The organism is Microbulbifer regidiadema (SeqCode) (genome assembly GCF_052466995.1).
Genome location: NZ_CP174297.1, coordinates 3,944,868 through 3,970,799 on the forward strand (window position 1 = coordinate 3,944,868; position 25,932 = coordinate 3,970,799).

Genomic DNA, 25,932 nt, shown 5'->3' on the forward strand with positions numbered 1-25,932 from the left:
CAGAGTAAGTTGCCAAATATTCTGACAGAGTGCCGGTGAAATTGAAGTGAAGCCCCGTTGTTGGACTGTTTTAGATATTGGTTGGACCGCTCTAGATATTGAGGTTGCGGCCACCGTCAACAGCAATAACCTGGCCGTTGATATAGGGGGCATCACAGACCAGGAAGCGCACGGTTTTGGCGATATCGCTGGGGTCACCGGTGCGGGCCAAAGGAATGTGCTGGGTGATTTGTACTTTCTTGCTTTCGTTGGTGGCTTCTTGCTCTGGCCACAGAATGGCACCGGGCGCAACCGCATTGACCCGAATCTGTGGCGCTAACTCCAGGGCGAGGCTCTTTGTCAGCATGACCAGCCCGGCCTTGGCGGCACAGTAAATAGTGTGCTCGGGCATCGGGCGTTCGGCGTGAATATCTGCCATATTAACCACACAGCCCTGTTGTTGGCTGAGGCTTTCTTTCAGGGCCTGGGTGAGAAAGAAGGGGGCTTTGAGATTGCTGCCTACCAGCCGGTCCCAATCCTCTTCGCTCGCCTCTCCCACAGGGGTGGGGTGGAATGCCGAGGCGTTGTTGACCAGTACATCAATAGCGCCCCAGACCTCCTGCGCGCGCCGGGCCAGATTTGAGCAGGCTTCGGCGCTATTTAATTCACTGTGCAACGCTATGGCAGAATTGGGACGAAGTTGGTTCAGCTCGTTTGCCAGGGCCTTGGCAGCATCCGCCGAGTGGCGATAGTGAATAATAACCCGGTGATCTTTGTGCAGCTCTTCGGCAATGGCGCGGCCCAGGCGCGCGGCGGCGCCGGTAATCAATACATTACGCACTGTAGTCATCCTTTACTTTGGCGATTGCCCTGATGCGTTCCCGGTCCAGTGCCTGCCCCAGCTTCGCCCCCTGGTAGCCCTGTTTAATCAACTTCTCGGCAGTTACCGCCGCTGCCGCCTCGCGGGCGGCGCGCAAAAAGTCCACCTGTGGATAATCTCTATCTTCTAGCCCCTCGCGACCCCGGGCGTCCGCCTCACAGGCGCGCAGGAAGTTCTCAAATCGCTCGGGCCGCCGCAGGGCATCCAGGCTGCGGATCATTTTCATAATGGTCTGTGGGCGCAACTCGAACGCCCTGTGGCAATGCAGGTGATACTCACAGACCCCGACAGCCAGGGCGGTCAGGTCTTTCGGGGTGCGCCAGCGCTCACAGACGGCCTTTACCAGGGGGACTCCGGCGGACTCGTGGCCGTGGTGGCTGGGGAGAATTTCCTCGGGAGTCAGTCCCTTGCCCAGGTCGTGTAGCAGTACCGCAAAACGCAGGGGGAGTTCTGCCGGGGCGGTGCGCAGGGCCAGTAGCACGTGTTCGCCGGTGTCCACTTCAGGGTGGTGCTTGGGCGGTTGGGGGACGCCAAAGAGCTGCTCCAGCTCCGGCAAAAGTACAGATAGGGCGCCACACTGCCGCAGCACCCGGATAAAGATATCGGGATCTGGCTCGGTTATAGCCCGGCTGACCTCTTTCCAGACCCTCTCGGCCACCAGGTATTGCAACTCACCGGCGTCCACCATTTGGCGCATCAGTGCCATGGTTTCAGGGGCAACGGTAAAGCCCAGGTGGTGGTAGCGGGCGGCAAAGCGAGCCACCCGCAGTACCCTTAGCGGGTCCTCGGCAAAGGCGGGGGAAACGTGGCGCAAAAGCCGCGACGCCAGATCTTTCTGCCCACCATAGGGGTCGATCAGCTTGCCATCCGTGTCTTCTGCGATGGCATTAATGGTGAGATCCCGCCGCAGAAGATCCTCTTCCAGGGTGATATTGGCATTGGCATTAACGGTAAAACCGCCGTAGCCGTGACCGCTCTTTCTTTCGGTGCGGGCGAGAGCGTACTCCTCGCCCGTTTCCGGGTGGAGAAATACTGGAAAATCTTTGCCTACGGGGCTGTATCCGAGGTCCAGCATTCTAGCTGCACTGGCCCCAACCACTACCCAGTCGCGCTCGGTGACGGGTCGATTTAAAAGCTTGTCGCGCACTGCGCCGCCAACTAGGTAGATCTTCAAGAAATTTGCTCCAGGGCTGGAGAGACCGGCAATCCGGTAGATAATTGTGCAGCCATAAGTCCATTTGTTCCGGCGCTGTCCCAGGCTTGATTGCTGGGCAGAGATGCGGGGTAGGGAAATAAGAAGTCCCGGCAAGATAAAAAAAAGGCCCCGAAAAAACAAGGGGGCCCAGGGTCTTAGGGTATTCGCTTAGCAAACATTTCTCTGCTAACTGTGGGGGCTCTGACTTAACAGCCACACCACTGGGAAGGATCGCGTGACAAGTCCCGAGTCACGAATCTAGTGTCATTCTAAGAGACCTGTCATACCTGTCAACTATATCTATTAGTATTTTTTGAGGGGGTTGTTCGGCTGTTCGTTAATAAATTACATGGACCGAATTTCGGGCTGGGTTTGCAGCCTTAAACAGCATAATTTAAAGGGGCGGTTCGGCTGGACAGGATAATTTCGCGTGTAACTCTGAGGGGCAGAGGATACTTTCGGGGAGTTGGACTGTTCTTCTTTTAATCGCAGTTGTTGGGGAGAATAAAGATGAGCGAATTACATGTGCTAACCACCGGGGAAGCAGCCAGGTACTGCGGTGTTAACTTCCGAACGGTGATTCGCTGGATTGAGCGTGGGCAACTCAAGGCATACAAACTTCCAGGACGCGGTGATCACCGTATCTGTGTGGAGGACTTTGTAGGCTTCCTGCGGGACAACTCAATGCCGGTTCCAAACGACCTGGCAGTTCCCAGTCGCAAAGTACTTCTTTTGACGACAGATTCTGAGTTGACTTCAAGCGGGCGCCAGGCGCTTCAGCAAATTGGCTGTGATGTTGAAGTGGCCGGTGATAGTTTCTCCGCCGGTATCCTGATGGCGAGCGCCAAGCCGGCACTGCTGGTAGTGGATACCGGGTTGTTGGGCGAGAGTGGTTTTCAAGTGTTGGACTACCTCAGATCCCGCAGTGAGTACTCAAATCTGAGTATTCTGGTTGTGCCCTCTGATGACGATAGCGAGAGGGCTCGCTGGCTGGATGCCGGAGCGGATGCCCTGCTGACACGCCGCTCTGAACACAGTGAGCTTTCTGCAAAGGCCAAGCTTTTGCTGGAGGCCGATGCCTAAGTAGCGCCTTTTGCTACTCGGTATGACTTCCCTTCTGTGCGGGACTGGTAGTGCTACGGTCCTGCGCTGAAACCTAAATAGGTTTCGGTATCAACATAGACTCCTCCTCGCCTTCCGAGCGATCCCGGCCCTGCTCAGGGCAATGACAGCTGGCGGTAACTTGACTTCCGTCCAGGCTGTGCAGGTGGACATCGAAGCCCCACAGACGGTGGAGATGCTTGAGTACTTCCTGGGTGTCCTTACCCAGGGGGCGGCGGCGATGCTGCGTGTGGTGCAAAGTCAGTGAACGATCACCGCGGGTATCCACTGAATATACCTGGATGTTGGGTTCCCGATTGCCCAGGTTGTATTGGCCCGCCAGGTTTTCCCGCAACTGGCGATAGCCATTTTCATCGTGAATGGCGCTGACAATAATATCGTTCTCTTTGTCGTTGTCGCTAATGCAAAACAGTTTCATATCTCGCATAACCTTGGGAGATAGGAACTGCAAAATAAAACTTTCATCCTTGAAATCGCGCATGGCGAACTGGAGGGTTTCGCGCCAATTACTGCCGGCGATATCTGGGAACCAGCGGTGGTCCTCTTCAGTGGGGCTTTCACAGATGCGCCGCAGATCGCTAAAAATACTGAAACCCAGGGTATAGGGATTAATGCCGCTGTAGTGGGGGCTGTCAAAAGCGGGCTGATAGATCACATTGGTATGACTTTGCAGAAACTCCATCATAAAGCCTTCGGTAACAAGGCCGCGCTTATACAGCTCGGTTAACAGCGTGTAGTGCCAGAAGGTTGCCCAGCCCTCATTCATCACCTGGGTTTGTCGCTGTGGATAAAAATACTGGGCCAATTTGCGCACGATGCGTACCAGTTCGCGCTGCCAGTTTTCCAGTAGCGGGGCATTTTTCTCGATAAAATACAGAATGTTTTCTTGCGGTTCTTCCGGAAAGCGTTTTTCTTTAGTTTCTTCAACGCCGTTGCCGAGTTTGGGAATGGTTCTCCACAAATCATTGAGCTGTCTCTGGCGGTACTCCTCCCGCTCCTGTTGCTGGCGTTCCTCTTCAATGGCGGAAATAGGGTAGGGGCGCTTATAGCGGTCCACACCGTAGTTCATTAAGGCGTGGCAAGAATCGAGAATGGCTTCGACTTCATCGAGCCCGTAGCGCTCTTCACAGCGGGAAATATAGTTTTTGGCGAAGATCAGGTAGTCGATAATACTGCTGGCATCTGTCCAGGAGCGGAACAGATAATTGCCTTTAAAGAAGGAGTTGTGCCCATAGGAGGCGTGGGCGATCACTAAAGCCTGCATCGTCATGGTGTTTTCTTCCATGAGATAGGCAATACAGGGGTTTGAATTGATGACTATTTCATAGGCCAAGCCCATTAATCCACGCTGATAATTATTTTCCACGCTGATAAATTGCTTGCCAAAAGACCAGTGGTTGTAGCCCACCGGCATACCGACAGAGGAGTAGGCGTCCATCATCTGCTCAGAGCAGATAACTTCAATCTGGTTGGGATAGGTGTCCAGGCCAAACTCTTCTGCTAGTGCGCCGATGGCGCGGTCGTATTCCTGAATGAGTTCAAAAGTCCATTCCGAGCTGGTGGATATGGGCTGGGGCGAGTCAGATTCGGGCGCTTCAGCGCCACTGGCAAATTTGTCGAGCATCAGGCGGTCACCTTCTGGCGAAACAGTTGCCGGAATACCGGATAGATATCCTGTACATCGACAATCTGCTCCATGGCAAAGTGGTTGGGGAATAAAGTGCGTACACTTTCATACTCCTCCCATAGCGCCTGGTGATCCCTGGGAGTAATTTCTACATAAGAGTAGTACTGCACATGGGGCATAATGTCGTCGATTAGGATTCGATGGCAGGTACTTGAGTCATCGTTCCAGTTATCGCCATCTGAGGCCTGGGCACCGTAGATATTCCATTCGCTGGCGGGATAGCGGTCGCGCATAATACGCCGCATTAATTTCAGTGCACTGGAAACAATGGTGCCGCCTGTCTCGCGGGAATAGAAAAATTCCTCTTCGTCAACTTCTTTCGCGCTCGTGTGATGGCGAATAAATACCACTTCGGTATATTCGTAACTGCGCTGTAGGAATAGATATAGAAGCAGGAAGAAGCGCTTGGCCATATCCTTGGTGGCTTGATTCATTGAGCCGGATACGTCCATCAGGCAGAACATCACTGCCCTTGAGCGGGGTTTGGGCTGGCGAATCAGCAGGTTATATTTCAGGTCAAAATCGTCGAGAAAGGGAACCCGATTGATACGGCTGCGAAGTTCGGCAATCTGGCTCTTCAGGGCCTCAATCTTCCGTTGGTCCCGCAGTGCGCTATCTTTGTGTTCTTCCTGGCAGAGGTCTTCCTCTAAATTGCGCAGGTTTCTTCGTTTACTACTGGTCAGCGCAATACGTCTGGCATGAGCCGCCCTGAGAGAGCGAATAACGTTGAGGCGGCCCGGTGTTCCCTCATTGCTAATGCCGGCGCGTACTATCTGAAAGGATTCGTTACCGGCCAGGCGCTGCTTGATCATATTGGGCAGTTGTAGCCCTTCAAACATAAAGTCGAGGAACTCCTCCTGGGAGATTTGAAAGACGAAATCGTCCACGCCCTCGCCGCTATCTCCGGCGCCTCCACCACTTCCTTTGCCACCTCTCTGTCCCTGGCGCGGAATTCGATCGCCAGCGGTAAATTTTTTGTTCCCGGGAAGTACCCGTTCAACGTGTCCACCATTGCCGTGGGAAAAAAGCGGCTCACTGATATCCCGGGTGGGAATACTGATACGCTCACCCTTGTCCATATCCATAATGGAGCGGCTGTTCATCGCATCGCCGACAGCTTTCTTAATATGAGCTTTGTAGCGCCTCAAGAAACGCTGCCGGTTAACAGTACTTTTTTTCTTTCCATTCAAACGGCGGTCGATGATATAGCTCATATTTCTGCCTTTGTTCGGAATAAAGCTTACTGGCATCCATCGCCATCAATCTATTCAGAAAATTCCTCACAGGGGCTGCCAAGCTAAGGCATCGGCATATCCCCCTGGGGAGCTGCTAAAACTCTCGAACGGTGTGCCTTGAAGGTTGCAGCTGTAATATTGCCGCTCTTGCAAACTAGTATGGTCATTCGCGCTGAGCCGTGCCAACCTTTGCCGCCTTCAAAGTCCGTAGAGATACTGCATAATTATTTAGAAGCTCCCTATGAATTAATAATCTAAGCTGTATTCGCGTTTGGCTCCCTTGTATTTATACACATTTTTTTGGTGAGAGCGCCTTACTACTGGGATTTCCTCACGCGCAGATACCACTCGGATAACAGTCGCACTTGTTTTTCTGTATAGCCGCGTTCAACCATGCGTTCAACGAAGTCAGCATGCTTGCGTTTATCATCTGCCGAGGCCTTGGTGTTGAAGGATATGACCGGCAGTAGATCCTCTGTATTGGAGAACATTTTCTTCTCAATAACGGCGCGCAGTTTTTCATAGGAGCGCCAATCGGGGTTTTTCCCCTGATTGTTGGCTCTGGCGCGGAGGACAAAGTTGACTATTTCATTGCGGAAATCTTTCGGGTTAGAAATTCCTGCGGGCTTCTCGGTCTTTTCCAGTTCTTCATTCAGGGCGCTGCGATCGAGTATTTCCCCGGTTTCTGGATCGCGGTACTCCTGGTCCTGTATCCAAAAGTCGGCGTAGGTTACATAGCGATCAAAGAGATTTTGGCCGTACTCTGCGTAAGATTCGAGATAGGCGGTCTGAATTTCCTTACCAATAAACTCCACATACCTTGGTGCCAGGTATTCCTTGATAAATCCCAGATAGGTTTCCTGGATTTCCGGTGGGAACTGCTCCTGTTCTATTTGCTGCTCCAGCACGTAGAGCAGGTGAACCGGGTTGGCGGCGACCTCGGTGGCATCAAAGTTGAAGACTTTGGAGAGTATCTTAAAGGAGAAACGGGTCGATAGGCCGGTCATCCCCTCATCGACACCGGCATTATCTCTGTACTCTTGGATGGTTTTTGCCTTGGGGTCTGTATCTTTGAGGTTTTCCCCATCATAAATACGCATCTTTGAGTAAAGGCTCGAATTTTCCGGATTTTTAATTCTCGATAGCACAGAGAATTGTGCCAGCATTCGCAGGGTATCCGGTGCGCAGGGCGCTTTCGATAGAGAGCTGTTTTCCAGAAGCTTTTGGTAAATTCGAATTTCCTCCTGAACCCGCACACAGTAGGGCACCTTGACGATATAAATTCTATCCAGAAATGCTTCATTGTTGCGGTTATTGCGGAAAGACTGCCATTCGGACTCGTTGGAGTGCGCAAGAATTGTACCGTTAAACGGAATAGATCCCAGCCCTTCGGTGCTGTTGTAATTGCCTTCCTGTGTTGCGGTCAGCAGGGGGTGAAGCACTTTGATCGGGGCCTTAAACATCTCGACAAACTCCATCAGCCCCTGATTGGCGCGGCATAAGCTGCCAGAAAAACTATAGGCGTCTGGATCATTCTGTGGAAAGTCTTCGAGCTTGCGAATATCGATTTTACCGACCAGGGAGGAGATATCCTGGTTGTTCTCATCACCGGGTTCGGTTTTCGAGATGGCAACTTGGTCGAGAATCGATGGGCGGATTTTTACGACACGAAATTGACTAATATCCCCTTTGAATTCGTGTAACCGTTTAACCGACCAGGGAGACATAATGGTATTAACATAGCGGCGGGCAATGCCGTAGTCCTCCTCAAGGATGCGGCCGTCTTCGCTGGGAGAGAACAGGCTCAAGGGAGACTCAAATACCGGCGAGCCCTTAATGGCGTAGATTGGCACCTGCTCCATAAGCGCTTTAAGGCGTTCGGCAAGGGAGGATTTCCCGCCACCAACGGGTCCCAACAGGTACAGGATTTGTTTCTTCTCCTCCAGCCCCTGGGCGGCGTGGCGGAAGAAGGAGACAATTTGCTCTATGGCCTCCTCCATGCCATAGAATTCACCGAAGGCTTTGTAGCGCTTAATGACTTTGTTACAGAAAATACGTGATAGGCGTGGGTCTCGCGAGGTATCTATCAGCTCGGCCTCGCCGATAGCCATCAGCATCCTCTCGGCCGGTGACGCGTAGGCGCTGCGGTCTGTCTTACAGAGTTCCAGATATTCCTGGATGCTGAGTTCCTCATCCTGGATGGATTCGTACCTCTCCAGGTAGTGATTAAAAATTGTCATGGTGTCTACCTCCCTGTAGCCTACTGGATTTAGCTCAGCTTCCTGCTTCTGTTAGGATTTTTTGCGCTCGTGACAGCTGTTTCTGGGCGACTTGTCCCATTGGGACGCGTAGTGCATGAGCGGTAAAGTCCAGGTCTTGTTTGGGATACGCTTGGCGTGAAGCTCTATCGTTATTGCCGTTGTGAACTTTGTTCTTTGCTGAAGCAAGCGATGAATGAACTCCAGCTTTTCCAGCATAGCTTTCTGTTCCACTCAGGCAGCGGAATGTCACTTATATAGGTTGAATTAAGCGGCTGTTTTACGTTTTACTACGGGCCATATTGGCTATTAGAGAAATATTGAGGAGTGCAAATGGCAATTTTAGTGACAGGTGGTGCTGGCTATATTGGCAGTCATACTTGTATAGAGTTGCTCGCTGCCGGCTTTGAAACCGTCGTTGTGGATAATTTATCGAATAGTAGCGAGGAAGCCCTGCGGCGGGTGGAGCTAATCAGTGGGAAAAGTATACCTTTCTACCAGCTGGATATTGGTGATAAAGAGGCCTTGCACAAAGTATTTTCCAAGCATGAGATTGACGCGGTAATCCACTTTGCAGGATTGAAGGCGGTCGGTGAATCTGTTGCACAGCCTCTGCGCTATTACCAGAATAATGTGGCCGGAACTTTGACTCTGTGTGAGGTGATGGAGGAATTTGGGGTTCGTCGCCTGATCTTCAGTTCATCGGCCACGGTTTATGGCGATCCTGAAAGCGTGCCAATCAAAGAGGATTTCCCCACGGGTGCAACCAATCCCTATGGGTCGAGTAAATTAATTGTGGAAAACATGCTGCGGGATCTTTGTGCAGCGCCGAATAGCCAGTGGAAAGTGAGTCTGTTGCGTTATTTCAACCCTATTGGCGCCCATAAAAGTGGCACTATTGGCGAGGACCCCAGTGGTATTCCGAACAACTTATTGCCCTATGTCTCGCAAGTGGCGGTAGGTAGATTGAAGCAGTTACAAGTTTTTGGTGGAGACTACGATACCGTGGATGGCACTGGTGTGCGAGATTATATTCACGTAGTGGATCTGGCTCGGGGACACTTGGCGGCACTGAATTTAATTCGCAAAGAAAATACTGAAGAGGGCTGTTATACCCACAACCTGGGCACTGGACAGGGGAACTCTGTATTGGAAGTTGTGCGGGCTTTTGAGCGTGCCAGTGAAAGAGAGATTCCCTATCACATAGCGCCGAGAAGGCCCGGCGATATTGCGGAGTGTTACGCGGATCCAGAGCTGGCTGAGAAGGAATTGGGCTGGAAGGCTGAGTACGATTTGGTACGTATGGTGGAAGATACCTGGCGCTGGCAGTATAAGAACCCTAAAGGGTATAGTGCTGAGTAGTTAAGTACTGATTGTTGCCAGGCTTGTTGGCTGGTAACAATCATCTGATGATTATTAATCAGGGGTTATAAACTTTGTATTTTGCTATTTAACGCTATGGGTATTTTAGCGTTTTTACAAACTGCAATCTGTACAAAAGAACTCTTCATCGCTTAAGCGCATAGCCGTCAGATAGCCGCCCCAGACACAGCCAGTATCTAGCGCATAGATATTTTCGGTGTCTGCACGCCCCTCCAGAGCAGCCCAGTGTCCAAAAATAATTTTGTCGTTTTTAGTTTTTCGCTTGGGAAAGCTAAACCAGGGTTGGTATTCACCGTGAGAGGCCTGGATTCCCTGTTTGTGGATTAGGTCCAGGGTGCCATCTTCCTTACAAAAGCGCATTCGGGTGAAATAATTGGTAATGGAGCGCAGGCGCTCGATACCGATCAAATGGTCATTCCAACAGTGCGGTTCATTGCCGTACATGCCATAAAAGTAAGCCTTGGCCATGGCGGCATCGGCTAGGGCTTTATGTACCTCGGAGGCGAGTTTCTGGGCTTTTGTAACACTCCAAATGGGGGGAATACCCGCATGCACCATCGTGTAGCCCTTCTTGTGCACAAGAAGAGGAAGGCTTTGCAGCCACTCCAGTAATCTATCAGCGTCCTTGGCCCTCAAGACTTTGGCCAGGTCATGCTCTTTTTCGGATAGGGGCTTAGCGCCGTGGGCGAGCGCCAGCAAGTGGAGGTCGTGGTTGCCCAGTACCGCAGTCACCTGCTGGCGGTGTTCGTAGAGAAAACGCAGAGTGCTCAGGCTGTCCTCGCCCCGGTGGACCAAATCTCCAGCAAGCCAGAGCTTATCGCGGTCAGCACAAAAATCGATTTTCTTGAGAAGGCTTTGAAATGCAGCAAAGCACCCCTGAATATCTCCGATGGCGTAAGTTGCCAAGGTTTCCCCCAAAAATATGAAAAATATTTATTGTTGTTGCAAGTCTGCACAGTAGTCGGCCAACTTAACAAAGTCCTCGACGCTTAAGGTTTCGGGGCGACGGCCGGCATCTACCGGTAACAGCTCGGGATCGAGCTCTGGGAATAGGGGCTTCAGGGCGTTGCGCAGGGTTTTACGGCGCTGCTGGAAGGCAATATTAACGATTCTTTCCAGTAGGCCCTCGTCTTTGGCGGTAAACGGCAGAGTGCTGTGAGGTACCAATCTGACAATAGCGGAGTCCACTTTAGGAGCCGGTCGGAAAGATTGTGGCGGTACTAGGAATAAACCCTGCACACGGCAGTAGTATTGGACCATTACACTCAAGCGACCATAGGACTTGGTGGAAGGGGTGGCGCTGAGGCGATCTACTACCTCTTTTTGCAGCATAAAATGCATATCCTGGACCTGCCCGCGAAAGCTGAGCAGATGGAACAGCAGGGGGGTGGATATGTTGTAGGGCAGGTTGCCGACGATACGCAGCTGTTTGTCGCCGGCAAAAGTGCCAAAGTCAAATTTCAATGCGTCCTTCTCAATAATGCTGAATTCCGGGTATTCCCTGAATTTAAATTCCAGCATGGGGATCAAGTCGCGATCCAATTCGACGGCGGTCAGCGACGGGCAGCGTTTCAGCAGCAATTCGGTGATCGCACCCTGGCCCGGTCCAATTTCGATCAGCGTGTCTGACTCTTTGGGGCCAACTGCGCGAACGATGCGCTCGATAATATTTTCATCGACGAGAAAGTTTTGTCCAAAGCGCTTGCGGGCTTTGTGTTGAAAGAAGTTATCCATTGATATATCTGTAACCTGGATGATTAGTTTTGCTGTTGGGCCCCGGGGTACTAGCGCACGCCTCAGTTAAAGCGCCCGTTAGGGCGCTTGCTCTACGGTCTTCTTCGGGCAGGTTTCCGGCCCTGGCTAGTTACTGCGCAACTTGGCGAGCGCGACAGCCTGTGCGAGTGCGGCCTTGAGACTGCCGCAATCCGCCGAGCCTGTCCCCGCAATATTGAGGGCGGTGCCGTGATCGACCGAGGTGCGGATAAACGGGAGCCCCAAGGTAATATTGACGGCGTGGCCAAATCCCTTGAATTTTAACACTGGAAGCCCCTGATCGTGATACATGGCTAAAACAGCGTCGCATGTGGATAAATGCGGTGGTGTAAACAGGGTGTCTGCCGGCAGGGGGCCCTCCAATAAAATGCCCCGGGTGCGCAAGTGCTCTAAGGCGGGCTCGATAATCTCAATTTCCTCCCGGCCCAGGTGTCCCCCCTCTCCGGCATGGGGGTTGAGGCCGCACACACTAATACGGGGGGAGGGAATAGCAAACTGCCTCTGCAAACTGCTGTGGAGGATGGTAATAATCTGCTCCAGCAGCGCGTGGCTGATCGCATCGCTAACCTCTTTGAGGGGGAGGTGAGTTGTCACTAGGGCAACGCGCAGGTCCCCCGCCGCCAACATCATAACGACGCGCTCAACCCCGGCTTTTTCGGCAAAGAATTCTGTATGGCCGCTAAATGGAATGCCCGCCTCGTTGATAATGCCTTTGTGCACTGGCCCTGTTACCAGTGCGTCGAATTGGCCGCACAAACACCCGTCGGCCGCTTGTGAGAGGGTTTCCAGGACATAGTGGGCATTAGCTGCATTCAGCTGGCCGGGCTGAGCGGACTCGGTCAGGGCGACAGGTGAGAGGAAGAGGCTACCGGGGGGGGTACTTGTTTTCTCGGAGCCCGGGGGTAGGGGGAGGAGCTCGAGGGGCAGTTTTAAACGCTCAGCGGTAGCGGTCAGTAATTGGGGGTCAGCAACCGCAACGACTTGTGCTGAGGAGCCCTCTTGGGCAAGTTTTACCGCCAGTTCGGGCCCGATGCCGGCGGGCTCCCCGGGGGTGAAGGCAATTCTAGGGACCATGGATCTGTAACATTCCTGTGTCGACAAAAAAAAACCGGGCACAGGGCCCGGTCTCTCCCGCTAGAGCGGTGTTTATTTTTGGTTTTCTGAGTCCTTGGCGGTCTCGCTATCTGGCAGTTTAATCTCTACATAGGCCTGATCGCGAATCTCGCGGCGCCAGTTTTGCAGCTCTTCTTCATAGCGGCGATTGCGCAGCAGGTTGGCTGCCTGGTTGCGAATATACTGGTCGGTCATATCCTGCTTGCGGCGGTCCTCAACCTGGAGGATATGCCAGCCAAATTGGCTGCGGAAAGGCAGACTGATATCGCCGATTTCAGTTGAGTTCATGGCTTGAGTGAATTCGGGCACAAACTGACCGGGCATAGACCAGCCGAGATCGCCACCGGAGAGCATTGTGCCAATGTCCTCGGAGTTTTCGCGCGCCAGCTCGGCAAAGTTATCGCTGGTCATGGCCTCCTCGCGCAGGGCTATCAGTTTGTTATAGGCCTGGTCGTCAGTGAGAATGGCCGAGGGTTTGAGCAGGATATGGCGCACTTTGGTCTGCTCTACCAGCTGTTCGCTAGCGCCCTTCTGTGCGTGAATCTTCAGCAGGTGGAAACCCGCATCGCTGCGGAAGGGTTCAGTCACATCACCGGCTTTTAAGTCGGTTAGGGCCTCGGCAAACAGGGTGGGCAGCTCAACAGTCTTACGCCACCCCAGATCACCGCCAGAGAGGGCGTTTTGGCCGGCAGAGTTGGCGATTGCCAAGCGGCGGAAGTCGGCGCCGTCTCTGGCCTGTTCGGCCAGTTGTTCGGCTTTTTCTCGCGCCTGGGCCACTTCACTGGCGGGGGCACTGGAGCTTACCGGAATCAGAATATGGCCCAGCTCAAATTCGGGAGACTTCCAAAATTCCCCCTCCTTGGAGCGCAGGAAGTTATCGATATCCTGGTCGCTAATCTGGATGCGGCGGTTGACACTGCCCTGCTCGACGCGGCGGATCATCAGCTCCTGGCGGATTTGCTGGCGAAAACTTTTCATGCTCATGCCATCTGCGCGCAGGCGCTGGCGAAAGACTTCGGGGCTGACCCCCGCATTCTGCTGCACCCTAGCGATAGCCTGGTCCAGTTCGGTTTCGGATACGGTGACACCTGCGCGGGAGGCCATCTGTAGCTGTAGGCGCTCGATAATTAGTTGTTCGAGCACCTGCCGGCGCAAAACCTCTAGCGGTGGAGCCTGTACCTGCTGGGCTTGGATCTGGCTGCTGATGGTATTCATGCGCTGAGCGAGCTCACTGGCCATCACAACATCGTCATCGACAACAGCGACTACCCGGTCAAGGTTCCTGACTTGTGCGGTGGCAGTTGCGGCGATCAGGGCGCCCGCTGCCAGTACAGATGTCAGGCCCAATTTCGGTACGAACTTCTTAATTATTCTCATCACTGTTTCAGCTCTTCTCTCTGATCAAAGTTGGCAATCCCCTGGGTCAGCATTTCTGTCACGGTTGAACCAAAGCCTGCTAAGCCCTTGAGCTCGACTTCCAGGTAAATACCCTCGTCGTACTCAAGGTCTTCAGCCGATACAACCCCTGCGAGATCATTGTCGAGTGTGCGTCGCCATACCAGCCGGGTACGGTAGCAGCAGTCGTCATATTCGATACCTGCGAGGTATTCCAGTTCCCGATTTAAAGTAAGATCATAGCTGGCACTCGCCATGAAGGAGGTGTGGGTCGTCAAGGGGAGGGCGGTCGAGGCATTCAGCTGGCTTACCGTTTCATCCTCGTCTTCATCTTCGTCCTCATCTGTGGAGTCCGGGCGCTCGTAGTAGTAGCTTAAGTTAAAGATTCGGAACTCATCGTCAAAATAGCGCAGGCTGAAGTTGCCCCGATTGATATTGTGTTCGCTGTCCTCATAGACCAGTTCAGTGCCCAGGCGCAGGGACTGGAATGGGCGGCTCTCGATGCGTGCAGCCAACTCCGACCGGGGGGTATCCTCGATATATGCGGTGCGGCCAATTTGGCGGTCGCTGGAGTAATAGATCTGCCCAATACTGGCGGAGAACAGGTCGCGGCCACTAATAGGCTCGATAAAGCGGGTTGTCAGACCCAGCGCGAGTCTGTCTGCATCATCGATCCGGTCGTTGCCGGTAAAGCGGCTGTCGCGGAACAGCTGGTCGTAGCTAAAGGTGTAGAGCGATGTGTCGTACAGTAGGTTGTTACTCTTTGAGTCGATGTTGTCGGCATCATCACTGATATCAAAGAAGTCGCTCTGATCGGCATTGCTACTGATCAGGGTGAACAAGCGGGGTTCCAAGGTCTGAACCAGCTCGCGCTCAAATAGGTGGCTGTCCCGCTCGAAGTAGAGCCCGGTGTCCAAGGTGAATTGGGCAGCGGCAGCGTCCGGGGTGTCGTTGGCACCTTCAGGCAGGAAATGATCGCTGACGCTATATGCGAGATAGCGGCCGGCTATCCCCGGCTTGAAGTACCCCCAGAGCCACTCTTTGTCCCAGTAGAACTCATAGTCAAGGCGCAGGCGATCTGCGCTGATAAAGTTCCGCGTTTCCTCGGTGACGCTATCGGGGTCATCGGTATCTTCGATGTAGCGAATCGTCTGCGTATCGCTGTGATTCCAACTGGTGAGTTCATTCTGCAAAGTCAGCAACCAGTCATCCCAGCGGTAGTCGCCGTCGATATCAAAACGGGGGTATTGGGCAAATACGTCGAAGGCGTCTTTTTCCAATACTTGGTAGTCCTGGGTGCGCAGTGTTGCCTTCCAGTGCTCGCTTCTCAGTGCTCCTTGGACTTTCTGTACCAGTCGGGTCTCGGCATTGACATCCAGGTTGGCGGTACTCAGATCGCGAAAATAGTCGGGGTCGCTGACCTTGGTGTAGTCGATATCGGTTCGCCAGATACTGCCACCGTAGCCCCCCTGCTGGTCCACACTGATCAGCCAGCGGTCTTCCCCTTTATTGGGGAGAACCAGATCCTCAGGAAAGCCCTCGTCAATAAGCTCCTGGGCGAGATCGTTGTTGCCGCCGTCGTCGTCGGGCAGGTTGGCCAGGCGGACCTCAGTACTGAACATCTCCGCCAGGTGGCGGAATTCAGCCTCCAGCCCGGCCCCGCGATACTGGATGTAGCGGGGGGAGATGGTGGCGTCCATCTGCGGGGCTATGTTCCAGTAGTAGGGAATGGCGAGGTCCCAGCCATTCTTGTCGCTGTTACTGAGCGTGGGAAACAGAAACCCGGACATGCGTGCATCGCCCACAGGGAAGCGGAAATACGGCATATATAAGATGGGCACATCGAGAATTTCCAGGCGCACATCCCGTGCCGTGCCCTGGCTTTCCACTTCATCGATATTGATCTCGGCACCGCTGAGTTGCCAGAACTCACGCCCGGGTTCGCAGCGGGTATAAGTGCCCTCAGTCAGGGTTAATTCACCGCTGGTTTGGCGTGCAACCAGCTCGGCTTCCCCGTGGATAAAAGCATCGTGAACTACATAGGTCGCATCCTCGATAGAGGCAGCTTCACTGGTGGTATGGATCTCCGCCGAGGAGCCCCGGATTAACAAGCTGGGCTCTCGCAGCTCGATTGCGCCGTTTAGGGAGGCAATATTTTCCTGGCGATCCAATTTCGCCTGATCGGCAAATAGTTGCCGGTAGCCCTGGGTAATATGTACATTGCCGCTCAACTCGGCAGAGCCGTCCTCCAGCCATTGCGATTTTTCAGCGGTAGCCCGCAGGGGGGCCTCTTCTGGAGGGAGATCAGAGCCGCGATAGTTGCGCGCTGGTGCCACAAAAGCGCCGGAGCATACTGCCGGGAGTTTGGCTTGCTCCTCTGGGGTCAGCTCGGCGCGGGGCAACCAGTCCAGATACAAATAGGGGTTGTAGTTGGGGTCTGGATTCGGCTCGCTTTGATTAGCCTGCGCCCATAAGGGTTGCGCAGCGAGGAGGCCGAGGGCGACGGAGCGGGCTTGGGAGTTTTTAGCAATCGCCAGAGCGAGGCGACGCCACCGGGAGATTTCAAGCATCAAACGATATGTTCCAGCTATCTTTTAGTGTTTCTTTATCGATAGATACGTGCGACAGCTTTCGAGCCGGGGCGCGCAAAATCATCGCCCGATTCTACTTGAATGTAGAAGTGGTTAATAGCCGTAGCGGAACTGCAATGCTACAGAGCGGCTCCAGCCGAAGTGCGAATTATTTGGGACGTATCTACGGTTTTTCTGCAAGGTAAAATCGCGCTTTGGGTAAATATAGTGGTGGCGCCGCTGGACGCAGAGGGGCTCAGGGTTAAAAATGCAGCTAGAAACAGTTGAGAAGTCACAAAATGAGCCTAAGATCGAGCGGTGAAGTTGAGCAGAGGGGCGAGATCGATTCCGACCCCAGACGCAGTGCATTGAGTGAGTGGGTTGGTGTTGCCTTGGGTATGGATGCCCCCGCTGATTTATTGGATTTGGCCGGGGACGCCGGATTTCGACGTTATTTCCGCACTCAAACTGAGCCGTCGCTGATCGCGGTCGATACCCCCCCTCAATTGACAAACCCCGCCCGTTTTGTAGCCCTGGCAGATTACCTGCGCAGCAATGGTATTCATACGCCGATGGTGGTTACCGCAGATACCACAGAGGGCTATCTCCTGCTGGAAGATCTCGGCGATACCCAGTTGTACACTGTGCTTAACAACGACAGTGTCGAGGGACTCTATGCCGAGGTTATGAGTGAACTTCTATGCCTACAGCAAATTCCTTTCGAAGAGCAATTATTTCCAGCCTATAGCCGCGAACTGCTACTTAAAGAAATGCGGATTATGCCAGAGTGGTTGATCCAAGAGTTACTGGGCTACAGGCTCGATGAGCGGGAAAAAAAATTGCTGGAGCAAACTTTCGAGCTGTTGCTCAACAGTGCAGAAGAGCAGCCCCAGCTTCTTGTTCACCGGGACTACCACAGTCGCAATCTGATGATACGCGACGGGGAGCGGCCGGGAATTATCGACTTTCAGGATGCGGTATGGGGCCCCGCCACCTATGATCTGGTGTCCCTGCTGCGGGATTGCTATATCCGCTGGCCCCGCGAGCGAGTCGAGCGCTGGGCACTGGCTTATGCCGCCACGGCTGAAGCGGCGGGTGTTATGCAGCCGGTAGACCCGCAGCTATATCTGCGCTGGTTCGACTGGATGGGGTTACAGCGCCATATTAAAGTGCTGGGCTTGTTCCCGCGCCTCAGCTTGCGCGACGGAAAACAGGGTTACCTACAGCACCTGCCGCTGGTAATTCGCTATGTTGTGGAAACCGCTGGGCGCTACCCTGAACTGAAGCCTTTTGCGGATTGGTTCGACGCTACTCTGCTACCGCAGATAGAGTCTCAGCCCTGGTATTGCGATTACCGCAGCGCCGGTGACTTGCCGAAGTAGGCTGCACAGAAACAGTACAGATTAATTTAATGAGTAAACCCACAAATAATCCCCCGCTCACTGCCATGGTATTGGCAGCGGGTTTTGGGCGCCGCATGCGCCCCTTAACTGACCAAACTCCCAAGCCCCTATTACCGCTTGCCGGCAAGCCGCTGATTGAATATGCGCTTGAGCGCCTAGCGGCTATCGGTGTGCAAAAAGTGGTGATTAATTTGGGCTATTTAGGCCCTAAAATTCGCCAGCAGCTCGGTTCCGGATCTCGCTGGGGGCTGGATATTCACTACTCTGTCGAGCGTGAAGAGGAGCCGCTGGAAACTGCCGGAGGCATTCTCAAAGCGCTGCCTTTGCTCGGGAACTCCCCTTTTTTAGTGGTTAATGGCGATGTCTGGTGTGATTACGACCTGTCGCAATGGATAGAGCGGCCGCTGCCGGAGGATTGCCCGGGGCGCCTGCTGATGGTTCCCAATCCCCCCCATAACCCGGATGGAGACTTCGGCATAGAGGGTGGTTTGCTGTCGGGCAGTGCTAAGCCCCGCTATACCTTTGCCGGTATTAGCTGGCTGCGAGCCGAAACCCTCACCGAATACCCCAAGCGCCGCGAGTGTTTTGGGCTTGGGGAAGTTTTCGCTTTTAATGAAGACAGCTTACAGGCCGAGCTCTATCGCGGTGACTGGTGCGATGTGGGCACTCCCGAGCGCCTGGAAAAATTAGATCGCCGACTGACTGGCGAAAGTTGAGTTACCAAAGGATATTCTGATGTCAGATTACAAGATTGCGCCCTCTATTCTCTCCGCAAATTTTGCCCGCCTGGGTGAAGAGGTGGACAATGTGCTGGCCGCTGGAGCGGACTGGGTGCATTTTGATGTGATGGACAATCACTACGTGCCCAACCTGACCATTGGTCCTATGGTGTGCCAGGCACTGCGCAAACACGGTGTCGAAGCGCCCATTGATGTCCACCTGATGGTGGAGCCCGTAGACGATATGATTCGTATGTTTGCCGATGCTGGCGCCACCTATATTACCTTTCACCCGGAAGCCTCGCGCCATCCGGACCGCTCCCTGCAACTGATCCGCAGCCTCGGCTGCAAGGCCGGCTTGGTCTTTAACCCCGCCAGTGGTCTCGATGCCGCCAAGTATGTGATGGACAAGCTGGATATGATCCTGCTGATGTCGGTAAACCCGGGCTTTGGCGGGCAGAAGTTTATTCCCAGCACCCTGACCAAGTTGAAAGAAGCTCGCAAACTGATTGATGAGTCTGGCTTTGATATTCGCCTCGAGATCGACGGCGGGGTAAATCGTGACAATATTGCCGAAATTGCCGCAGCTGGAGCAGATACCTTTGTGGCAGGTTCTGCCATCTTTAATACCCCGGACTACGCTGAAGTGATTACAGCCATGCGCAAGAGTTTGGCTTAATTTACAAAACCGGCGGGCAATCTCTTGCTCGCCGTAGACGGAATTTGCTAACTTGTATGTCCGCACAAAAGGAATAGTGCGCCTACATTGAGGGAATTCCCGTGAATCATACTTTCTTCCTAACAAACAGTTGGCGATGGCGCCACTGACCTGCTGAAGCCCGATCGAACATGGCGATTGGGGCCCCCTTGCCGTGGGCGCTGCTTACTGTTTTCCAGCGCCAATCAAACAAATGAAAAATTGATCGGAGTCTCCATGACCCCTACTGAATACGCTCAACTTGCGTCTGAAGGTTATAACCGTATCCCTCTGGTAAGGCGCGTACTGGCGGATATTGAAACGCCACTGTCCACCTATTTGAAACTGGCCGAGGGGCACTATAGCTACCTGCTGGAATCAGTTCAGGGTGGAGAGAAGTGGGGGCGCTACTCCATTATTGGCCTGCCTGCGCGCACTCTGCTCAGGGTCAAGGGCACAGAGATTACTGTGGAAACGGATGGCGAGGTTGTCGAGAGCCGCAGCGCTGCCGATCCCCTGGCATTTGTTGAGCAGTTTCAGCAGCGCTACAAGGTGCCTGAACTAGCGGATTTGCCGCGATTTAACGGTGGCCTGGTCGGTTATTTTGGTTACGACTGTGTGCGCTATATCGAACCGCGCCTGGCGGGTAGCACACCGCCGGATACCCTGGGTAACCCGGATATCCTGTTGATGGTCAGCGATGAGTTGGTGGTTTTCGATAATCTCGCCGGTGCAGTTATTCTGATTGTCCACGCGGATACCGGCGAACAAGCGGCCTATGAAAAAGCCCAGCAGCGCTTGGATCAACTGGTAACCAAACTGGCACAGCCGCTGCCGGATACGGTGCCCCTCGACTTACATGGGCGCGGGATTGATGAGAGTGAATTTCAGTCCCACTTTGGCGAGGACAATTTCAAAGCGGCGGTGGACCGGGTTAAGGAGTATGTGCTCGCCGGTGATGTGATGCAGGTGGTGCCTTCCCAGCGCCTGTCGGCCCCTTTTGAGGCGCCGCCGCTGAATTTTTACCGTGCCCTGCGCAGTTTAAATCCATCGCCGTATATGTATTTTCTCGACCTGGGCGACCACCATGTGGTGGGCTCCAGCCCAGAGATTCTGGTGCATCTGGAAGAGGGTAAAATGACGGTGCGGCCCCTGGCGGGAACCCGTCACCGGGGTGCCACTGAGGAGGAAGACCAGGCCCTGGAGAAGGAGTTGCTGGCAGACCCGAAAGAACTGGCCGAACACCTGATGCTGATTGACCTGGGGCGCAACGACATAGGGCGGGTGGCCGACACTGGCAGCGTTAAAGTTACCGACCAGATGTTTGTCGAACGCTACTCCCACGTGATGCATATTACCTCCAATGTTGTCGGCCAACTCAAGCCGGGTCTCAGCGCTATGGACGCGCTGCGCGCAGCACTGCCGGCCGGAACCCTGTCGGGCGCGCCCAAGATTCGCGCGATGGAAATTATCGATGAACTGGAACCGGAGAAGCGCGGTATTTATGGCGGTGCGGTGGGTTATCTGGCATGGAATGGCAATATGGATACGGCCATTGCCATTCGCACTGCGGTAATCAAGGAGGGTAAGCTGTATGTGCAGGCGGGGGCCGGCCTGGTAGCGGACTCCGACCCGCAGTCAGAGTGGAATGAAACCATGAATAAGGCCCGAGCGCTTTTCCGCGCCGCCGGTATGGCGCTGGCCAAGAGTAGTGACCCTGTAGAGGTCGAGCAAGATGAGCGAAGTTAATATTTCCCAAACACTGACCCAGGCCTCTCTCGCACGCCTGCAAAACCTAAGACAAGAATTCAGTGATCAGCCAGAGGCTAAGGGGGCCGCGCTATGATTTTAATGATCGATAACTACGACTCCTTTACCTGGAACGTGGTGCAGTACCTGGAGGAGCTGGGTGCGCAAGTGCTGGTGAAGCGCAATGACGAAATCACACTGGATGAGATCGAGGCAATGGCCCCGGAAAAAATTGTGGTTTCACCCGGGCCCTGTACCCCCAATGAGGCGGGTATTTCTCTCGATACCATTCGCCGTTTTGCCGGCAGTATTCCTATTTTGGGTATCTGCCTGGGGCACCAGAGTATCGGCCAGGTATTCGGTGGCAGGGTGGTGCGTGCCCGCCAGGTTATGCACGGCAAAACCTCCCCCATAGTGCACAATAATTTGGGGGTGTTTCACGGCTTGTCCAATCCCTTCGAGGCCACCCGCTACCACTCCCTGGTGGTGGAAAAAAATAGTTTGCCGGAGTGTCTGGAGGTGACCGCCTGGACTGAGACAGAAAGCGGTGAGATCGATGAAATTATGGGATTGCGTCACCGAGAATTGGCGATAGAGGGCGTACAGTTTCACCCAGAGTCAATTCTCACCATGCATGGTCACGATATGCTGAGAAACTTTATCGAGTCTTAATCACTTCGGGGCGAGTCTATCTCGCCACAATCAATAACCAGAACTGGGCAAAGGGGGAAATATGAATATTCAACAGGCCATTGCCAAACTGGTGGATGGTGAGCACCTCACCCGTGCAGAGATGCGCGAAGCGCTGGGTCAAATCATGCGCGGCGAAGCGCTGGAATCACAGATAGGTGCGCTACTTATCGCACTGCGTATTCGCGGCGAAACGGTCGATGAAATTGTCGGCGCGGTGGAAACCATGCGTGAACTAGCGGTAAAAGTTGCCCTGAATCTGGACAATACCGTTGATATTGTCGGCACCGGCGGAGATGGTGCCAACCTGTTCAATGTCTCCAGTGCCAGCAGCTTTGTCGCTGCTGCCGCCGGGGCCAAGGTTGCCAAACACGGCAACCGCTCTGTCTCTTCCAGTAGTGGTTCGGCTGATCTTCTGGAGCGCGCCGGGGTATTTCTGGAATTGAGCCCGGTGCAAATGGCCCGCTGTGTGGAGACCATCGGTATCGGTTTCATGTTTGCGCCCAGTTTCCACAATGCCATGCGTCATGTGGGGCCCGCGCGCAAGGCGCTGGGTCTGCGCACTATTTTTAATCTGCTCGGACCAATGACCAACCCCGCCGGCGTCAAGCGCAAGGTAATCGGTGTTTACGACAAGCGCTACTGCCGATTACTGGCTGAGGTTTTACAGGAACTCGGCTCAGAGCATGTGCTGGTGTTGCACAGTGAGGACGGCCTGGATGAGGCCAGTATTGCTGCGGATACTTTTGCGGTGGAATTAAAAGATGGCCGCCTGCGGGAATACACCCTCAAACCCGAGGACTTTGGCCTGCCGCGCCGCGATCTCTCCGGTCTCAGCGTTTCCGGTTCCGAGGATTCCCTGGCATTAATTCGCGATGCGCTGGGCAAGCGCGCAACGGAGGCCGGGCGTAAAGCGGCGGATATTATTGCCCTCAATGCGGGCCTGGCCATTTATGTCAGCGGGGTGGCACACTCCGCAGAGCAGGGTGTTGCCATGGCACAAGACGCTATCGACAGCGGTCTTGCCGGAGAAAAAATCAATGATCTCGCTGCGTTCACCAGTGCATTTCGCCCAGAGGAAATCCAATCGTGAGTACCCCGACTATTTTAAAAACTATTGTCGAGCGCAAATGGCAAGAGATTGCCGAGCGCAAGGCTGAGCGCTCCATCGAAGAAGTTCGCCTGCGCGCTGGGGATCAGCAACCGGCGAGGGGATTTGTCGATGCCCTGGATCAAAAAATTGCCAGTGGTGAAGCTGCGGTTATTGCTGAAATTAAAAAAGCCTCCCCCAGTAAAGGGGTGCTTCGCGAGGATTTCCTTCCCGCAGAAATTGCCACCAGCTATGAAAAAGGCGGGGCTGCTTGTCTGTCGGTACTGACCGATGTGGACTTTTTCCAGGGTGCGGATAATTACTTACAGCAGGCTCGCGACGCGGTGCGCCTACCGGTATTGCGCAAGGATTTCACCGTTGACCCCTACCAGATCTATGAGGCTCGCGCGATTGGAGCGGACTGTATCCTGCTGATTGCGGCCTGTCTGGAAGATCCGCAGATGCAGGATCTCAATGGGCTCGCTTTGGAACTGGGTCTGGATGTTTTGGTTGAGGTGCATAATCAAAAAGAATTGGAGAGGGCCCTGGCGCTGCCCAATCGTTTAATCGGCATCAATAATCGCAACCTGCACACCTTTGATGTGCAGCTGGAAAATACCTTTAAGTTACTGGACCTGATCCCCGAAGACCGCCTGGTAGTTACGGAAAGTGGTATTCATACCACCGACGATGTCGCGGCGATGCGCGGCCATAACGTCAATGCTTTCCTGGTGGGAGAGGCGTTTATGCGCGAGGCGGAGCCGGGCAGAAAGCTGATGGAAATGTTTAACTGATCGCTTGCTCCAGTAGTAAAAATAAAAAAGGGCGATGTAAAAATCGCCCTTTTTTTATCCGGTGTCTGTGCTCGCGTTACTAGCGGGTACCGTATACCACCATGGTTTTACCTTTAACCGAAACCAGACCCTGTTCCTCCAGGGTTTTTAATACGCGGCCGACCATTTCCCGGGAGCAACCGACAATGCGGCCAATTTCCTGGCGGGTAATTTTTATTTGCATGCCCTCGGGGTGAGTCATGGCATCCGGCTCGTTGCAGAGGTCGAGCAGGGTGCGAGCGACGCGTCCGGTAACATCGAGGAAGGCGAGATCGCCCACTTTGCGGGTGGTGTTGCGCAGGCGGCCGGCCATTTGGGTGGCCAGCGCAAAAAGAAATTCCGGGTGTTGGCGAGTGAGCTCCTGGAACTTGGTGTAGGAGATTTCCGCCACTTCACATTCGGTTTTAGTGCGCACCCAGGCACTGCGGGTGTCCTGATCGAACAGGCCCATCTCACCGAAAAAGTCCCCATCATTTAGATAGGCGACAATCATTTCACGGCCTTCATCGTCCTCAATAAGAACGGTCACAGAACCGCGCATAATGAAATAAAGGGATTCACAGCGGTCGCCAGCATAAATAATCGTGCTCTTGGCCGGGTAGCGGCGCCGGTGGCAGTGGGCCAGAAAGTCTTCAATATTGCCGATAGTCATAGGGTCTTCGATAGCAACCGTCACGGATTCATTCCTCATTTTTTGTCTTGTGCCCTATCCCGGCTTTAGCAGCTGAGCACTATTGAATTATCGCGCGAAAACCGAGTCCCCAACAGGGGCTGACTGCGGCAAAGTCCCGCAGTGTGATCTGTGACACTATGGCATCGATTGATCTGGGTCAGCCAGGCAGCGGTATGTTCGTTGAAAACACCGGAACCTATGTCACCGGGCTCTCGCACGGAGGCGTTTCAGACACTATACCGGAAACTGCCAGGCGTCGGGATAGCGTTGTCCAATATGCTAAGCTTCGCCGCCTAAATTTTAACGGGAGTGGAGTGATGCAGGGGAAAGTAACCTGGGTAAATGATTTAACTTTTGTCGGTGAAGCCGGTAGCGGTAATTCAGTCGTTATGGAAGGTGGTCGCACAAATAATGGCGTGCGCCCGATGGAAATGATTTTGTTGGGTGTGGGTGGCTGTGCCGCTTACGATGTGGTGAGCATTTTACAGAAGGCGCGACAGGACATTATTTCCTGTCACTGCGAGCTCGAAGGTAGGCGCCCGGATAGCACACCATCACCGTTCGAGCGCATAGAAATGAAGTTTGTGGTGCGCGGTCGCGGATTAAAAGAGTCCCATGTGGCTCGCGCGGTGGAACTCTCCGCAGAGAAGTACTGCTCTGCGTCTATTATGTTGCGCAATGCGGGCGTCGAGATAGTACACAGCTATAGCGTCGAGGAAGCTTGAAGGGATAATTGGTCAGAACGGGAGGGTACGGGCGTAACCTCCCTGAAATCCAAGCCGGTTTAACCGGCCAGGGTGGCGGTCAGATTTTATAACTGGCCGAGGTCATCACCTTGGATACCAGCGACATCACCCCTTTTACCGGGGCGGGGAAGCGCGCGCCACCGGCGGCCAGCGCGGCGTGGGCGTGCTCATCTTCGTCGATCAACATCTGTTCCACCACCGCACGGCTTCTCTTGTCGTCGGCGGGAAGCTGCTCTAAGTGGCTCTCTAGGTGTTTACACACCTGATCTTCCGTAGCGGCGACAAAGCCGAGGCTAATCCGGTCGCTGATTTTACCGGCGGCGGCACCGAGACCAAAAGACATGCCGTACCACAGGGGGTTGAGCAGGCTGGGGCGGCTGTCCAACTCCTTCAGGCGCTGCTCACACCAGGCCAGATGGTCGATCTCCTCGTCGGCAGCGCGCTCCATCTCCCCCCGTACCTCGGGCAATTTAGCCGTCAGGGCCTGGCCCTGGTAGAGCGCCTGGGCGCAGACTTCGCCGCTGTGGTTGACCCGCATAAGGCCGGCGGCGTGCTTGCGCTCGCGCTCGCTGAGATCGGCCTCGGCCTCCCCCTTGGCGGGAGAGGCTCTGCCGTGACAGGGCTCGCCGGGGCTCAGGGTGCGCAGAGCCCGATCGGCCTGAATTAGCAGGCGGTCGAGTCCGCTGAGGTTGCGTTTGCTCATAGTATTCTGCTCCCTAGCGCGGCGGCCGCTGGCGCGCGG

General features: G+C 54.1%; 22 protein-coding genes. 10 read left to right on the plus strand and 12 right to left on the minus strand.

Going from position 1 to position 25,932, the window contains the following annotated elements; genetic code table 11:
- Positions 1-91 precede the first annotated feature (91 nt).
- Both ACJJIK_RS17185 and ACJJIK_RS17190 read right to left on the minus strand, forming a co-directional pair.
- Positions 92-829: a pteridine reductase gene (locus ACJJIK_RS17185; RefSeq protein ID WP_444943435.1), complete on the minus strand. Its 738-nt coding sequence runs from the start codon at positions 827-829 to the stop codon at positions 92-94.
- On the minus strand, positions 813-2,033 hold the full coding sequence (locus ACJJIK_RS17190) for a multifunctional CCA addition/repair protein (RefSeq protein WP_444943436.1): 1,221 nt from the start codon (positions 2,031-2,033) through the stop codon (positions 813-815). The genes ACJJIK_RS17185 and ACJJIK_RS17190 overlap by 17 nt, the downstream gene beginning before the upstream one ends.
- Before the next feature lie 531 nt (positions 2,034-2,564).
- Between ACJJIK_RS17190 and ACJJIK_RS17195 the strand changes: the two genes are divergently transcribed.
- Complete coding sequence (locus ACJJIK_RS17195; protein WP_444929502.1) at positions 2,565-3,137, plus strand: helix-turn-helix domain-containing protein; 573 nt, start codon at positions 2,565-2,567, stop codon at positions 3,135-3,137.
- Between the two features lie 73 nt (positions 3,138-3,210).
- Here the strand turns inward: ACJJIK_RS17195 and ACJJIK_RS17200 are convergent, their stop codons facing one another.
- The 3 genes from ACJJIK_RS17200 to ACJJIK_RS17210 form a co-directional block, all read right to left on the minus strand.
- Complete coding sequence (locus ACJJIK_RS17200; protein WP_444943437.1) at positions 3,211-4,800, minus strand: SpoVR family protein; 1,590 nt, start codon at positions 4,798-4,800, stop codon at positions 3,211-3,213.
- On the minus strand, positions 4,800-6,077 hold the full coding sequence (locus tag ACJJIK_RS17205) for a YeaH/YhbH family protein (RefSeq protein ID WP_444943438.1): 1,278 nt from the start codon (positions 6,075-6,077) through the stop codon (positions 4,800-4,802). The genes ACJJIK_RS17200 and ACJJIK_RS17205 overlap by 1 nt, the downstream gene beginning before the upstream one ends.
- Before the next feature lie 338 nt (positions 6,078-6,415).
- Positions 6,416-8,338, minus strand: coding sequence for a PrkA family serine protein kinase (locus ACJJIK_RS17210; RefSeq protein ID WP_444929505.1), 1,923 nt, complete (start codon positions 8,336-8,338; stop codon positions 6,416-6,418).
- 351 nt (positions 8,339-8,689) lie between these two features.
- Between ACJJIK_RS17210 and galE the strand changes: the two genes are divergently transcribed.
- On the plus strand, positions 8,690-9,718 hold the full coding sequence (gene galE, locus ACJJIK_RS17215; RefSeq protein WP_444943439.1) for a UDP-glucose 4-epimerase GalE: 1,029 nt from the start codon (positions 8,690-8,692) through the stop codon (positions 9,716-9,718).
- Positions 9,719-9,832: 114 nt separating this feature from the next.
- On the opposite strand, the gene ACJJIK_RS17220 is transcribed toward galE, so the two are convergent.
- From ACJJIK_RS17220 to ACJJIK_RS17240, 5 genes are all read right to left on the minus strand, one after another.
- Entirely contained in the window at positions 9,833-10,645 is an 813-nt protein-coding gene (locus ACJJIK_RS17220; RefSeq protein ID WP_444929507.1) for a symmetrical bis(5'-nucleosyl)-tetraphosphatase, read from the minus strand.
- Positions 10,646-10,672: 27 nt separating this feature from the next.
- Positions 10,673-11,473 carry a 16S rRNA (adenine(1518)-N(6)/adenine(1519)-N(6))-dimethyltransferase RsmA gene (gene rsmA / locus ACJJIK_RS17225; protein WP_444929508.1) on the minus strand — a complete coding sequence of 267 codons (801 nt, stop codon included), beginning with the start codon at positions 11,471-11,473 and terminating at the stop codon, positions 10,673-10,675.
- Positions 11,474-11,599: 126 nt separating this feature from the next.
- A complete protein-coding gene (gene pdxA / locus ACJJIK_RS17230; RefSeq protein ID WP_444929509.1) occupies positions 11,600-12,586 on the minus strand; it encodes a 4-hydroxythreonine-4-phosphate dehydrogenase PdxA in 987 nt (328 codons plus the stop codon).
- Positions 12,587-12,658: 72 nt separating this feature from the next.
- A complete protein-coding gene (locus tag ACJJIK_RS17235; RefSeq protein ID WP_444932373.1) occupies positions 12,659-14,002 on the minus strand; it encodes a peptidylprolyl isomerase in 1,344 nt (447 codons plus the stop codon).
- On the minus strand, positions 14,002-16,590 hold the full coding sequence (locus ACJJIK_RS17240; protein WP_444945081.1) for an LPS-assembly protein LptD: 2,589 nt from the start codon (positions 16,588-16,590) through the stop codon (positions 14,002-14,004). Before ACJJIK_RS17240 ends, ACJJIK_RS17235 begins: the two co-directional genes overlap by 1 nt.
- Before the next feature lie 299 nt (positions 16,591-16,889).
- Here ACJJIK_RS17240 and ACJJIK_RS17245 point away from each other — a divergent pair, with 299 nt between their 5' ends.
- The 7 genes from ACJJIK_RS17245 (at position 16,890) to trpC (ending at position 23,732) form a co-directional block, all read left to right on the plus strand.
- Complete coding sequence (locus ACJJIK_RS17245; protein ID WP_444943440.1) at positions 16,890-17,972, plus strand: aminoglycoside phosphotransferase family protein; 1,083 nt, start codon at positions 16,890-16,892, stop codon at positions 17,970-17,972.
- 29 nt (positions 17,973-18,001) lie between these two features.
- The gene (locus ACJJIK_RS17250) at positions 18,002-18,709 is read left to right on the plus strand and encodes a nucleotidyltransferase family protein (RefSeq protein ID WP_444929512.1); all 708 of its coding nucleotides are present in this window, start codon (positions 18,002-18,004) and stop codon (positions 18,707-18,709) included.
- 19 nt (positions 18,710-18,728) lie between these two features.
- On the plus strand, positions 18,729-19,391 hold the full coding sequence (rpe, locus tag ACJJIK_RS17255; RefSeq protein ID WP_444943441.1) for a ribulose-phosphate 3-epimerase: 663 nt from the start codon (positions 18,729-18,731) through the stop codon (positions 19,389-19,391).
- A gap of 255 nt (positions 19,392-19,646) precedes the next feature.
- Complete coding sequence (trpE, locus tag ACJJIK_RS17260) at positions 19,647-21,158, plus strand: anthranilate synthase component I (RefSeq protein WP_444929514.1); 1,512 nt, start codon at positions 19,647-19,649, stop codon at positions 21,156-21,158.
- A gap of 93 nt (positions 21,159-21,251) precedes the next feature.
- Positions 21,252-21,830, plus strand: a complete 579-nt coding sequence (locus ACJJIK_RS17265) for an anthranilate synthase component II (protein ID WP_444943442.1) — start codon at positions 21,252-21,254, stop codon at positions 21,828-21,830.
- 61 nt (positions 21,831-21,891) lie between these two features.
- Positions 21,892-22,941, plus strand: coding sequence for an anthranilate phosphoribosyltransferase (gene trpD, locus ACJJIK_RS17270; RefSeq protein WP_444929516.1), 1,050 nt, complete (start codon positions 21,892-21,894; stop codon positions 22,939-22,941).
- Positions 22,935-23,732, plus strand: a complete 798-nt coding sequence (trpC, locus tag ACJJIK_RS17275) for an indole-3-glycerol phosphate synthase TrpC (RefSeq protein ID WP_444932374.1) — start codon at positions 22,935-22,937, stop codon at positions 23,730-23,732. Before trpD ends, trpC begins: the two co-directional genes overlap by 7 nt.
- 79 nt (positions 23,733-23,811) lie before the next feature.
- Here the strand turns inward: trpC and crp are convergent, their stop codons facing one another.
- A complete protein-coding gene (gene crp, locus ACJJIK_RS17280) occupies positions 23,812-24,462 on the minus strand; it encodes a cAMP-activated global transcriptional regulator CRP (RefSeq protein WP_444929517.1) in 651 nt (216 codons plus the stop codon).
- Between the two features lie 299 nt (positions 24,463-24,761).
- Here crp and ACJJIK_RS17285 point away from each other — a divergent pair, with 299 nt between their 5' ends.
- Complete coding sequence (locus ACJJIK_RS17285; protein WP_444932375.1) at positions 24,762-25,169, plus strand: OsmC family protein; 408 nt, start codon at positions 24,762-24,764, stop codon at positions 25,167-25,169.
- 79 nt (positions 25,170-25,248) lie between these two features.
- Here ACJJIK_RS17285 and coq7 read toward each other — a convergent pair whose 3' ends face one another.
- Positions 25,249-25,893, minus strand: a complete 645-nt coding sequence (coq7, locus tag ACJJIK_RS17290; RefSeq protein WP_444929518.1) for a 2-polyprenyl-3-methyl-6-methoxy-1,4-benzoquinone monooxygenase — start codon at positions 25,891-25,893, stop codon at positions 25,249-25,251.
- Positions 25,894-25,932: the final 39 nt, after the last annotated feature.